Source organism: Stenotrophomonas sp. K-6 (assembly GCF_056861555.1).
In genome coordinates, this window is the sequence record NZ_JBSPUC010000002.1 from 286,445 (window position 1) to 298,699 (window position 12,255).

Annotated in this window: 14 protein-coding genes; 4 read left to right on the forward strand and 10 right to left on the reverse strand. The window is 66.7% G+C overall.

What is annotated here, in order from left to right:
- Positions 1 to 84: 84 nt before the first annotated feature.
- The 6 genes from AC13F7_RS06625 to hrcA form a co-directional block, all read right to left on the reverse strand.
- Positions 85 to 1,197: a prephenate dehydrogenase gene (locus AC13F7_RS06625; protein ID WP_481467951.1), complete on the reverse strand. Its 1,113-nt coding sequence runs from the start codon at positions 1,195 to 1,197 to the stop codon at positions 85 to 87.
- Positions 1,194 to 2,102 carry a pyridoxal kinase gene (pdxY, locus tag AC13F7_RS06630; protein WP_481467953.1) on the reverse strand — a complete coding sequence of 303 codons (909 nt, stop codon included), beginning with the start codon at positions 2,100 to 2,102 and terminating at the stop codon, positions 1,194 to 1,196. Before pdxY ends, AC13F7_RS06625 begins: the two co-directional genes overlap by 4 nt.
- Before the next feature lie 123 nt (positions 2,103 to 2,225).
- Positions 2,226 to 3,362 (reverse strand): molecular chaperone DnaJ, encoded by a 1,137-nt coding sequence (gene dnaJ, locus AC13F7_RS06635; protein ID WP_481467955.1) that lies wholly within the window; start codon positions 3,360 to 3,362, stop codon positions 2,226 to 2,228.
- Between the two features lie 163 nt (positions 3,363 to 3,525).
- Positions 3,526 to 5,454 carry a molecular chaperone DnaK gene (dnaK, locus tag AC13F7_RS06640; RefSeq protein WP_123729010.1) on the reverse strand — a complete coding sequence of 643 codons (1,929 nt, stop codon included), beginning with the start codon at positions 5,452 to 5,454 and terminating at the stop codon, positions 3,526 to 3,528.
- 175 nt (positions 5,455 to 5,629) lie between these two features.
- The gene (gene grpE / locus AC13F7_RS06645) at positions 5,630 to 6,145 is read right to left on the reverse strand and encodes a nucleotide exchange factor GrpE (RefSeq protein WP_176989744.1); all 516 of its coding nucleotides are present in this window, start codon (positions 6,143 to 6,145) and stop codon (positions 5,630 to 5,632) included.
- 82 nt (positions 6,146 to 6,227) lie between these two features.
- Positions 6,228 to 7,295, reverse strand: coding sequence for a heat-inducible transcriptional repressor HrcA (hrcA, locus tag AC13F7_RS06650; RefSeq protein WP_353084252.1), 1,068 nt, complete (start codon positions 7,293 to 7,295; stop codon positions 6,228 to 6,230).
- Between the two features lie 125 nt (positions 7,296 to 7,420).
- Here hrcA and recN point away from each other — a divergent pair, with 125 nt between their 5' ends.
- Entirely contained in the window at positions 7,421 to 9,082 is a 1,662-nt protein-coding gene (gene recN, locus AC13F7_RS06655; RefSeq protein WP_482999645.1) for a DNA repair protein RecN, read from the forward strand.
- A 125-nt stretch (positions 9,083 to 9,207) separates the two neighbouring features.
- Here recN and fur read toward each other — a convergent pair whose 3' ends face one another.
- Positions 9,208 to 9,615 (reverse strand): ferric iron uptake transcriptional regulator, encoded by a 408-nt coding sequence (fur, locus tag AC13F7_RS06660; protein WP_070470227.1) that lies wholly within the window; start codon positions 9,613 to 9,615, stop codon positions 9,208 to 9,210.
- Positions 9,616 to 9,719: 104 nt separating this feature from the next.
- Here fur and AC13F7_RS06665 point away from each other — a divergent pair, with 104 nt between their 5' ends.
- A complete protein-coding gene (locus tag AC13F7_RS06665; protein ID WP_123729007.1) occupies positions 9,720 to 10,112 on the forward strand; it encodes an outer membrane protein assembly factor BamE in 393 nt (130 codons plus the stop codon).
- A 16-nt stretch (positions 10,113 to 10,128) separates the two neighbouring features.
- Here the strand turns inward: AC13F7_RS06665 and AC13F7_RS06670 are convergent, their stop codons facing one another.
- Positions 10,129 to 10,389, reverse strand: a complete 261-nt coding sequence (locus AC13F7_RS06670; protein ID WP_482999646.1) for an RnfH family protein — start codon at positions 10,387 to 10,389, stop codon at positions 10,129 to 10,131.
- Between the two features lie 3 nt (positions 10,390 to 10,392).
- Positions 10,393 to 10,821 (reverse strand): type II toxin-antitoxin system RatA family toxin, encoded by a 429-nt coding sequence (locus tag AC13F7_RS06675; RefSeq protein ID WP_482999647.1) that lies wholly within the window; start codon positions 10,819 to 10,821, stop codon positions 10,393 to 10,395.
- Positions 10,822 to 10,878: 57 nt separating this feature from the next.
- On the opposite strand from AC13F7_RS06675, the gene smpB reads away from it, so the two are divergent.
- Together smpB and AC13F7_RS06685 are read left to right on the forward strand one after the other, a co-directional pair.
- Entirely contained in the window at positions 10,879 to 11,382 is a 504-nt protein-coding gene (gene smpB, locus AC13F7_RS06680; RefSeq protein WP_123729005.1) for an SsrA-binding protein SmpB, read from the forward strand.
- Entirely contained in the window at positions 11,382 to 11,810 is a 429-nt protein-coding gene (locus AC13F7_RS06685) for a GNAT family N-acetyltransferase (RefSeq protein WP_482999648.1), read from the forward strand. Before smpB ends, AC13F7_RS06685 begins: the two co-directional genes overlap by 1 nt.
- A gap of 9 nt (positions 11,811 to 11,819) precedes the next feature.
- Here the strand turns inward: AC13F7_RS06685 and AC13F7_RS06690 are convergent, their stop codons facing one another.
- Positions 11,820 to 12,173: an ArsR/SmtB family transcription factor gene (locus tag AC13F7_RS06690; RefSeq protein WP_482999649.1), complete on the reverse strand. Its 354-nt coding sequence runs from the start codon at positions 12,171 to 12,173 to the stop codon at positions 11,820 to 11,822.
- Positions 12,174 to 12,255: the final 82 nt, after the last annotated feature.

Below are 12,255 nucleotides of genomic sequence, written 5' to 3' on the forward strand. Positions count from 1 at the left end.
ACTGCAAGGCGAGTACGCACTTATCCACATGTTTGTGCGCAGATCATCCACACCCCCTGTGGATGAATGCTGCAGCGCACCGTGTCAGCGCACCAGAACGCGGCCGATACCGGAGGCATCGATCTCGGTGGCCGCCGCCTGCAGCGCGAGGGCATCGCTGCCTGCCACGAAGCCCACCCGGAAGTGCACCTCACCGGCCGGCGTCCGCGAAGAATGGATCGAGGCCAGGCTGACCCGGTGCCGTTCGAACACATGCAGCAATTCGCGCAACGAGCCGGGCCGGTCTTCGGGCAGGTGCACACTGATCGCGTTGCGTTCGGTGAGATCGGCCAGCAGGTAGCCGACCCGCTCGAAGGTGTAATTGCCGTCGGCCAGCACCTCCGCTCCCAGGCTGTCGCGGTTGTCCAGCAACAACTGCTGGCGGAACGCCGCGCGCGCCGCGTCATCGCCCTGCTCCAGCTGCGAGCGCAGCTGCTGCAACTGGGCCAGCAGCCGGTCCAGCATCGGTGCCACGTGCGGGTTGCCGAACTGGATGTCTTCGTAGATCGCCGGATTGAGCGAGAGGATGCGCGCGATGATCGCGGTATCCAGCTCGAACGAGGCCGAGCGGTACGGCATCAGTGCCGGCAAGGCGCCGAGGAGCGGCGCGTATTCGCGCAGCACACCGGCCTGGGCCAGATGCGTGGCATGCACCATCGCCTGCACCAGCGCCATGACCTGGTCATGGTGCTCGGGCGTGGCACGTACGCATTCTGCTTCCAGTGCCTCGCACAGCTGCTGCACGAACGGCTGCCACCGCGACAGGCGCGCCTCGCAGACCACCATCACCCTGCCCTTCAGCGTGGGCGCCTTGGGCGGAGCCGTCATCGGATGCAGACCCACCACCTCCGCCTGCGAGGCAAGCATCGCCTCCACCGGGGCCGATTTGACCGAGGTGACATCCAGCCACAGGCGGTCGGCTTCGCGACCGGCCGAGCGGGCCACGTAGTCGGCGATCAGCGCGGGCGTGTGCCGGATCGGTGCGGAGAAGATCAACACCTCGGCGCGCTCGAGCAGTGTCTCCGGGCTGTCCGACGCTGCATCGGCCGGGTCATGGCCGATCACGTCCAGCCCAAGCCGTTGCTCCAGGAAGCGGCGCAGCCAGCGCCCGTAGGCACCGTCGCTGCCGACGATGCCGACCACCGGTTTCAGACTCACGCCAGGCGCTCGGCGACGAAGCGATCCGGCAGTGCCAGTGCCGCCGGCGCCGCCGCCAGCACATCGAACTCTTCGTGCCCGTTGGCCAGCGTGGTCTCCAGTGCGACATGCACGCCGGCGATGGCGCGCGAGATCGCCTGTTCGAAGGGTTCCCCACGCAGCAGGAAGGCGACCAGCAACGACATCAGCACATCGCCCGTGCCAGCCACGTCCACCGGCAGATGCGGCGAGGACCAGCGCCAGATGGCATCACGGCTGACCGCGAGCGTGACCAGCTGGCCTGGATCGCCGCCGACGCTGTGCGCCAGCACCCACTCCGGCCCGCGCGCCAGCAGCGCCTGCGAGGCGGCGATCGCATCATCCTGGGCCAGGCTCGGCATCCCGGTCAGGCGGCCGAGTTCAAAGGCATTGGGCGTGACCAGCCAGGCATGCGGCAGCAGACGTTCGGCGAAGACGTTTTCCAGGCCCGGCTCGACGTAAGGGCCGGTGTGGGTGTCGCCAATGACCGGGTCCAGACAGTAACGCAGCTGCGGCGAGGACGGCAGCACCGCATCGAGCCAATCGGCGAAGGCCGCACCGTTGCCGACGCTGCCGAAGTAGCCGGACACCAGCATCCGCGCCCGCTGTGGCAGGCCCCGTTCACCGGCGCCGAGCAGCAGATCGGCGAACCAGTCCGAGGGCAGCACGCGGCCGCGCGTGGTCTCGTAGAACGGCGCGTTGCTGAGCAGCGTGGTCGGGATTTCGGCCACGCGCACGCCGAGCGCGCGCAGCGGCGGCACGGCCGCGCTGTTGCCGGCATAGCCGTACACCAGCTGCGACTGGACCGAGATGACGTCGACCGGCGACGGACCGTCCGGGCGCTGGCGGCGGCCGTGGACCAGGTGGCTTTCGAGGGATTCGTTCATGCCGACATTTTACGCCTGCGAGTCTCTCCAGGCGCGGCGGAAGGTGGGTCGAGCGGTGGACCGCGCACAAAAAAGCCCCCTGTCGCCAGGGGGCCTTCGGTAGTTCATAGGAACCCGTGACGCTTACGACGTCATCCGGTCCCAGAAGCCCTTCACGCCATCGATGAAGGTCGCCGACTTCGGCGAATGCTTGCGCGCTTCCTCACCGGTGAAGGTGGTTTCGAACTGTTCCAGCAGCTTGCGCTGCTCCGGGGTGAGGTTGACCGGGGTCTCCACCACCACGCGGCAGTACAGGTCGCCTTCGCTGCGGCTGCGCACCGAACGCACGCCCTTGCCCCGCATGCGGAACAGTTTGCCGGTCTGGGTCTCGGCCGGGATGCGGATCTCGGCATAACCACCCAGCGTGGCCACACGGACGGTATCGCCCAATGCCGCCTGCGAGATGCGGATCGGCACTTCGCAGTGCAGGTCGTCGCCGTCGCGCTGGAAGATCGCGTGTTCGCGCACGCGCACTTCCACGTACAGATCGCCCGCCGGGGTGCCGGCCGGACCGGCCTCGCCTTCACCGGACAGACGGATGCGGTCACCGGTGTCGACGCCCGCAGGCACCTTGACCGACAACACTTTGTCTTCCTCGACACGGCCATTGCCGTGACAGGTCTTGCAGGGGTTCTGGATGATCTGGCCACGGCCGTTGCAGTGGTGGCAGGCCTGCTGCATCGCGAAGATGCCGCGCTGGATGCGCACCTGGCCCTGGCCACGGCAGACCGAACAGGTCTCGACCTTGCCATCTTCCGAACCGCTGGCATTGCAGTCATCACACTCGACCAGACTCGGAATCTCGATGCGGCGCTCCACGCCCATCACCGCTTCTTCCAGGTCCAGCTCCATCACGTAACCGATATCGGCACCGCGACGGGCCTGGCGCGGACCACCACCGCCGGCGCCACCGCCGAAGATGTTGCCGAAGATGTCGCCGAAGATATCGCCCATGTCCGGGCCACCCGGACCACCACCACCGCCGCCCATGCCGTGCTCGAATGCCGCATGGCCGTGGGCATCGTACATGCGGCGCTTGTTGCCGTCGGACAGGGTTTCGTAGGCTTCCTTGCATTCCTTGAAGGATGCTTCGGCCTGGCTGTCACCCGGATTGCGGTCCGGATGGTATTTCATCGCGCAACGGCGATAGGCCTTCTTCAGTTCTTCGTCGCTGGCGGTGCGGGACACGCTCAGCACTTCGTAGTAATCGCGCTTGCTCATAGCTTGAATCGGGTTCCGGAAGTCGGGATTCGTCAAAGCGGAAGAGCGGCACCAGGTCCGCTCTTTCGCCGGGCGCCCCGACAGGCCGGGATACGGCTGTCAGGACCAGAAGGGGAGACGACAACGGGACGCTGCCTGCGCAACGTCCCGTGTCATGGCCGGATCAGGACTTCTTGTCGTCCTTGACTTCGGTGAACTCGGCGTCGACCACATCGTCGTGCGCGCCGCTGTTACCACCAGCATCCGGGCCCGGTGCCGCGCCACCCTGCTCGGCTGCCGCGGAGGCCGCGAACAGGGCCTGGCCGGCTTCTTCCAGCACCTTCGACTTGGCTTCAATCTGGGCCTTGTCGTCGCTCTTCATCGCGGTTTCCAGATCGGCCAGGGCCGACTCCACCTTGCCGATCACATCGCCGCCGACCTTGCTGCCGTGCTCGGTGATCGCGGTACGGGTACCGTGGATCAGCGCGTCAGCCTGGTTGCGGGCCTGGACCAGCTCATGGAACTTCTTGTCTTCTTCGCGGTTGGCTTCCGCGTCGGCGACCATGCGTGCGATCTCGTCCTCGGACAGACCCGAACCGGCCTTGATCTCGACCTTCTGTTCCTTGTTGGTCTTCTTGTCCTTGGCCGACACGTGCAGGATGCCGTTGGCGTCGATGTCGAAGGACACTTCCACCTGCGGCAGGCCGCGCGGCGACGGCTCGATGCCGGAGAGATCGAACTTGGCCAGCGACTTGTTGAAGCGGGCCTGCTCGCGCTCACCCTGCAGCACGTGCACGGTCACGGCCGACTGGTTGTCCTCGGCGGTGGAGAACACCTGCGAGGCCTTGGTCGGGATGGTGGTGTTCTTCTCGATGATCTTGGTGAACACGCCACCCAGGGTCTCGATGCCCAGCGACAGCGGGGTCACGTCCAGCAGCAGCACGTCCTTGACGTCGCCGCCCAGCACGCCGCCCTGGATCGCAGCACCCAGTGCCACGGCTTCGTCCGGGTTGACGTCCTTGCGCGGTTCCTTGCCGAAGAACTCGGTCACGGCCTGCTGCACCTTCGGCATACGGGTCTGACCGCCAACCAGGATCACTTCACCGATGTCGCTCGAACGCAGGCCGGCATCGTTCAGCGCGATGCGGCACGGCTCGATCGACTTCTTGATCAGGTCTTCCACCAGCGCTTCCAGCTTGGCGCGGGTCAGCTTGATGTTCAGGTGCTTCGGGCCCGACGCGTCAGCGGTGACGTACGGCAGGTTCACTTCGGTCTGCTGGCTGGTGGACAGCTCGATCTTGGCGCGCTCGGCGGCGTCCTTCAGGCGCTGCAGGGCGAGCGGATCCTTGCGCAGGTCGATGCCCTGGTCCTTGTTGAACTCATCGACGAGGTACTCGATGACGCGGTTGTCGAAATCTTCGCCGCCCAGGAAGGTGTCACCGTTGGTGGCCAGCACTTCGAACTGCTTCTCACCGTCCACGTTGGCGATCTCGATGATCGACACGTCGAAGGTGCCGCCGCCCAGATCGTACACAACGATCTTGCGGTCACGGCCGTCACCCTTGTCCAGGCCATAGGCCAGGGCGGCAGCGGTCGGCTCGTTGATGATGCGCTTGACTTCCAGACCGGCGATGCGGCCTGCATCCTTGGTGGCCTGGCGCTGGCTGTCGTTGAAGTAGGCCGGCACGGTGATCACGGCCTCGGTGACGGTCTCACCCAGGAACGCTTCGGCGGTCTTCTTCATCTTCTCCAGCACGCGGGCGGAGATTTCCTGCGGGGCCATCTTCTTGCCGTCGCTGGTCTGCACCCAGGCATCGCCATTGTCATGGGCCAGGATGCCGTAGGGCACGTGCGCGATGTCCTTCTGGACTTCAGCGTCGGTGAACTTGCGGCCAATCAGGCGCTTGACGGCGTAGAAGGTGTTCTTGGGGTTGGTCACGGCCTGGCGCTTGGCCGAGGCGCCGACCAGGACTTCGCCGTCCTTGGTGTAGGCGACGATGGACGGCGTGGTGCGATCGCCTTCCGCGTTTTCGATGACGCGGGCCTTGCCGCCGTCCATGATCGCCACACACGAGTTGGTGGTGCCGAGGTCGATACCAATGATCTTGCCCATGAGGGAGACTCCTGAAAGTTCTGGGTACATCCGGCAGCTGCCGGGTTATGAATGGGATGTGTGGGACGCTGCGAACACTTTCAAGCCGTCCATCAAACACAGTGTCCGATGGCGACCCAACGCGTTCAGCGTCCGGTCGACGCGCCGGGCCATGCCCGGCTGAGCGACCCGAGGATCAGTCGCGGGCCACCACGACCAGCGCCGGCCGCAGCAGGCGGTCGTTGAGCAGGTAGCCCTTCTGGAACACCTGGACCACGCTGCCGGGCGCCGCGCCGGGCGCGTCGACCTGGCTGATGGCCTGGTGGTGGTCCGGGTTGAAGGTCTGACCGGTCGGGTCGAGCAGGGTCAGGCCATTGTCGGCGGCGACCTTGAGCAGCTGCTTGTAGGTCAGTTCGAGACCTTCGCGCAGCGGGCTCGGCTCACTGCCGGCGGCGTTCAGGCCAGCGTCGAGGCTGTCGAACACCGGCAGCAGCTCGCCGAGCAGCTTTTCATTGGCGAAGCGGCGCGCCTGTTCCACGTCGCGGGCAACGCGCTTGCGCTGGTTGTCCAGGTCGGCGCGCTCGCGCAGCGACTCCGAGCGCAGCAAGGCCAGCTCGTTGTGCAGGCTGTCCAGCTGCTGCTGCAGGGACGGCTCAGCGGCCGGCTCGCCGGCGGGATTCTGGGATGCGATATCTGACTGATCTTGGTTCATTTCCGGATCCTTGGCGGTGACTCTCCGCCTCCACCCACCCCTATGTGGGCGCGGCTACGGGATTCAAGAGTCCAGGGCCGCTTTATGCGCGATCGCGGGACAATCCGCCGCCAGCGGGGGACCCCAGCGCGGCCCCCAGCACCTGGGCGGTGGCTTCCACCAGCGGAATCATGCGGTCGTAGGCCATCCGCTTCGGGCCGATGACCCCCAGCACGCCCAGCACCTGACCGTCGGCCGAGTACGGGGCGGTGACCAGCGAGACGCTTTCCAGCGGCATCACCCCGGTCTCCTCGCCGATGAAGATGCGTACCCCCGGGGCCTGGATGGTGCGCTCGAGCAGCTGCAGGATCTCGCGCTTGCTGGCGAACACGTCAAAGAGCTCGCGCAGGCGCTCCAGGTCTGAGAGGTCCTGCACGCCCATCAGCCGGGTCTGCCCGGCCAGCACCATGTCATCGGCCGGCGGCACCATCGCCTGCTCGGCCAGTTCGATGCTGTGCGCCAGCAGCTGCTCCATTTCCGACTGCGCATCGCGCAGCTCCAGCAGCAGCCGGGCCCGGATCTCGGCCAGCGGTCGCCCGGCGCAGTTGGCATTGAGGTAGTTGGCGACCTGCTCCAGCTCCCCGGGATTGAACGCCCGGCGCGGCTCGATCACCCGGTTCTGCACCTCGTTGTCGGCGAACACCAGGATCGCCAGCACCCGGCGCGCGTCCAGCGCCACGAAATCGATATGCCGGAACGCGAACTGCTCCCGGCGCGGGGCACTGACCACCCCCACGAAATGGCTCATCGCCGAGAGCAGCTCCGAGGCACTGCCGAGCAGGGCCTGGGTGCCGGTGCCGGTGGCCAGCTCGGTGCGCAGGCGGCTGAGCTCGCCCTCGCCCGGCGGCTGCATCTTGACCAGGCTGTCCACGAACACCCGGTAGCCGTGCGCGGTCGGCACCCGGCCGGCGGAGGTATGCGGGGAGCTGAGCAGCCCCAGGTCTTCCAGGTCGCCCAGGATGTTGCGGATCGTGGCCGGGCTGACGTCCAGGCCGGCATGCCGGGCAAGCGTCTGCGAGCCGACCGGCTCGCCATCCTGGATGTGGCGGGCGATCAGCGTCCGCAGCAGATGGCGGGCGCGTGGCGCGAGATGTGACGCGGAAGGATGCATGGAATCAGCCTGTGAGACGCCCACTTAGATAATGGCTGCACGGGGCGTTGGCAAGTCATTGGAGACGCCCCCGGCCCATGCTAGCGTGCGCGGCTTGGAGACGCCCCTCGTGTACAACGTAGACCATGCTTAGACATCTATCGATCAAGGATTTCGCGGTCGTCCGCGCCACCGAGCTGGAATTCGGCGCCGGCATGACCGTGGTCTCAGGTGAAACCGGCGCGGGCAAGTCGCTGATGGTGGACGCGCTGGGCTTTTTGTCCGGGCTGCGCGCCGACAGCGGCGTGGTCCGCCACGGCGCCGCGCGCGCCGAGCTTTCGGCCGAATTCGCGCCGCTGGCCGACGCCCCGGCCCGCCAGTGGCTGCGCGACAACGAGCTGGACGACGAAGAACAGTGCCAGTTGCGACGGGTGATCCGCGCCGACGGTGGCTCGCGCGCCTTCATCAACGGCCGCCCGGTGACGCTGACCCAGCTGACCGAGTTGGCCAGCATGCTGGTCGAAATCCACGGGCAGCACGAACAGCAGGCCCTGCTCTCGCGCCCCTCCCAGCTCTCGCTGCTGGACGCCTTCGCCCGCAACGACGCCGAGCGCGCCCAGGTCCGCCAGACCGCGGCACGCTGGCAAGCGCTGGTCGATGAAGCCGAGGCGCTCTCGCGGCAGGGCGACGTGAGCGACCGGATCGGCTATCTGGAACACCAGCTCAGCGAGCTCAAGCGCGAAGACCTGGACCCGGCCTCGATCGCCACCCTGGGCAGCAGCCACCGCCGCCAGGCCCATGCCAGCGCGCTGATCGGCGCCTGCGACGTGGCGGTCAGCCGCCTCAACGGCGATGACGAGGTCTCGGTGCTGCAGCTGCTTCAGCAGACCCGCCATGACCTGGCCCGCGTGGCCGAACACGACAGCCGGCTCGGCGAGGTCGATGCCCTGCTCGACAGCGCCGCCATCCAGCTGGACGAAGCGCTGTCGTTGCTCGACCGCGTCCATGACGACCTGGATGCCGACCCGGAGCAGTTCGAGGATATCGAGCGCCGTCTCGGCCGCCTGCACGACCTCGCGCGCAAGCACCGCGTGCCGATGGAAGCGCTGGGCGAGCACCGCGACGCCATGGAAGCCGAAGTGGAGCAGCTGCGCGGTGCCGACGAGCGCCTGCAGGCCCTGGCCGGCGAGATCGACCGTGCCGCCGGCCAGTGGAAGAGCGTGGCCGATGTACTCAGCGCCAGCCGCCGGAAGGCCGCCAAGGCCCTGTCGGACACCACCACCACCCTGATCGGCGAGCTGGGCATGGGCGGCGGTCAGTTCCTGATCGATATCGAGCCGCAGACCGTGGTCAAGCCGGACCCGAACGGCGCCGAACGGGTCGAGTTCCTGGTCGCCGCCAACGCCGGCCAGCCGCCGCGCGCCCTGCGCAAGGTCGCCTCGGGTGGTGAGCTGTCCCGTATCTCACTGGCGATCGAAGTCGCCGCGCTGGGCCTGGATGCGGTGCCGACCATGGTCTTCGACGAAGTCGATTCGGGCATTGGTGGCGCCGTGGCCGACATTGTCGGGCAGAAGCTGCGCGCGTTGGGCGAGAAGCGTCAGGTGCTGTGTGTCACCCATCTGCCGCAGGTCGCCTCCAAGGGCCACGCCCACTACCGGGTCAGCAAGGCGCCGGTGGACGGCATGACCCAGAGCGCGGTTGAGAAGCTCGATACCAAGGCCCGCGAGGAAGAGCTGGCCCGGATGCTCGGCGGCGTGGAAGTCAGCAAGGAAGCCCGGGCCGCGGCGCGCAAGCTGCTGCAGGTCTGAGGCCCCCTGGTCGGGTAGTGCCGGCCGCTGGCCGGCGCCCCGCCGGCACCGGCGCCTCACCCTGAAAACGAAAACCCCGGGCACGCCCGGGGTTTTTTGATCGCATCGGGATGGCCAGCGAGCCGTTACCGACGCTTCTTGCGGACGTAGAGCACCAGCGAGTGCTCTTCCAGCTCGTAGCCGTGGTCAGCCGCGATCTTGCGCTGCAGCTCCTCGATCTCGTGGCTTTCGAACTCGATGATCTTGCCGCTGTCCACATCGACCATATGGTCGTGGTGACCGCCGCGGTCCAGTTCGTAGACGGCCTGGCCGCCTTCGAAGTTGTGCTTCAGCACCAGGCCGGCGGCCTCGAACTGGGTCAGCACCCGGTACACCGTGGCCAGGCCGATCTCGTCGCCGTGCTCCAGGAGCTGGCGGTAGATGTCTTCGGCCGTCATGTGGTGGCTGGCGTTGCGCTGCTCGAGCAGCGCCAGGATCCGCATACGCGGATGGGTCACCTTGAGGCCGACTTTGCGCAGGTCGTGGGTTTCCATACTTCTCCGTTCATTGGCGATTTAGCGCCAGCTGCCTCGGATTGGGTCGCGGCGACACGTCAGGAGTGTATCATCGACTCGATTTCCCCAAACGCCATTCCCCGATGCGCAATCTCCTGCTGGTCGCCGCCGTTGCCCTGTCCACCACGGGCTGCGGCATCATTTACAAGCAACCCATCTATCAGGGCAACCTGATCCGGGAGCAGGCCGTCGGTCAGCTGCAGGTGGGCCAGAGCAAGCAGCAGGTTGGCGCCCTGCTTGGTACGCCCTCCATCGCGGACCCGTTCCACGCCCAGCGCTGGGACTACACCGCCAGCCAGCGCGTGAACCGCGTGGGCAAGACGGAAGTGAAGAACTTCACCGTCTACTTCGAAAACGACGCGGTCACCCGTTGGGACGGCGAGTACTTCGCCAGCGACGACGCCGAGCTGGCCCGCAGCACGCTGCGCCAGTTCGGCCGCAACCTGCCCAAGGACAAGAAGAAGCGCGGCCGCTGAGGCCCGCCCTCTTCACTCAGCTGCCGGCGCGTGCGCGCCGGCGGCGGTTGTCTTTCGGGTCGGCCAGCAGCGGACGTAGCAGCTCGACCCGGTCGCCCTCGCGCAACATCTGATCCGGCTTGGCCACCAGGCCATGCACGGCCACGGCCGGACATTGCGCGCTGCCTTCTATGTCCGCGGCGTCCATGGCATCGGCGACCGTGGCCCCCTCAGGCAGGGTCAACCTCCTCGCGTCGACGCGATCAGGCCAGGCCAGCACCACCTCGACCGTGATCACCGCTCAGTCCTGGGCGTCGGCGACGCGGACGAAATCACTCACCATGCGGTCGGCCAGCCCCTGGAAGCCCAGCGCCAGGGCCGGTCCCAGCAGGCGCGAGGTAGGCTCGAACTCCAGCGTCAGGCTGACCTTGCAGGCGTCCTCGGCCAGCGCGTGGAACTCCCAGCGCCCGTGCAGGCGCTTGAACGGCCCGTCCTTGAGCTGCATATCAATGCTGTGCGGGCGCTGCAGCGTGTTCTCGGTCATGAACCAGGTCGAGAACGACCCAAAGCCCAGGTCCAGGCGCGCGACCAGTCGGTCCGGGCCGGACTCCAGGATCTGCGAGGCCGAACACCACCGGAAACGGCGCGGATAGGCGTCAATATCATTGACCAGGTCGAACATACGGGCAGCCGAATGTTCGACCAGGGCACTACGTCGGATAGTTGGCATGCGATACAGATGTCGGATGAATCGACCGGGCGTGCCCGAATCGGAGACAATAGGGAAATGAGCAAGAACAGCGGCAAGGATAAAGCAAAGGGCGCGACGGCCAACAAAACCATCGCGCTCAACAAGCGTGCCCGTCACGAGTACCACATCGAGGATCGCTTCGAAGCCGGCCTGGCCCTGCAGGGCTGGGAGGTCAAGTCGATCCGCGCCGGGCGCGGCAACATCATCGATGCCTACGCCTACGTGCGCGATGGGGAGATCTTCCTGATCGGCGCGCAGATCACCCCATTGATCCAGGCCTCCTCCCACATGGTGGCCAACGACCGTCGCGAACGGAAGCTGCTTCTGCATCGCAGCGAGATCGACAAGCTGATCGGCAAGGTGCAACGCGATGGCTACACGATCGTGCCCACCGCGATGTACTGGAGCAAGAACAACATCAAGCTTGAGATCGCGCTGGCCAAGGGCAAGCAGACCCACGACAAGCGCGATGCCGAGAAGGACCGCGACTGGGCGCGCGAGAAGTCGCGCACCATGCGCCGGCACAACCGCGACGCCTGATGGCGCCGGCGTCGCCCGCCCCGGTTATCCAGCCCGCCAGCGCGGAGGACACCCGCGCGGTGTTCGCCGGCCTGCTGGCCTTCAACCAAGCCGCCAGTGGCGATGCGCTGGATGACCAGCCGGTCAACCGGGTCATACATGATGATGCCGGCCAGGTCGTGGCCGGGATCGCCGCTGATGTCTGTGGCGGCTGGCTGATGGTGCATGCGCTCTGGGTGGATGACGCCCGCCGCGGCGAAGGATTGGGCCAGGCCCTGCTGGCCGAGGCCGAGCAGCAGGCCCGCGCGCTCGGCGCGCACGCCGTGACGCTGGATACCTTCTCCTGGCAGGCCGAGGGTTTCTATCTCAAGCAGGGCTATGAAATGTTCGGTCGGCTGCAGGATTTTCCGCCTGGTCATCAGCGCATGTATCTGCGCAAGTCGCTCTGACTCACCGGGTCAGACCGCCTCTGCGTGCCCGTCCGGGCAATAGGCGTCATGCAGCGTCGCCAGCACACCCAGTGCCGGGGAGTCGGCCAACGCATAGAAAATCGTCTGCGCCTCGCGCCGCGTGGTCACCAACGCTATCCCACGCAGAACCGCCAGGTGCTGGGAAAGCGCCGACAGGCCCAGTCCACTGAACGGCTGCAGCTCCCCTACCGACGCCTCGCCTTCCACCAGGCGACACAGCACACGCAACCGCGCGGGGTGCGCCAGCGCCTTGAGCAGCGCGGCGGCCTGGTCCGCCTGGGCGGCCATTTCTGCAGCACGGGTGGCCGCTGTGGGATGTGGGGTGGGGTTCGCATCACGCATGGCTTGCACTTTACCTGAGACAACCCTAATTTAGATTTATCTAAATTACAGGGCACGCCCATGCCTTATAAGCACCGTCCCT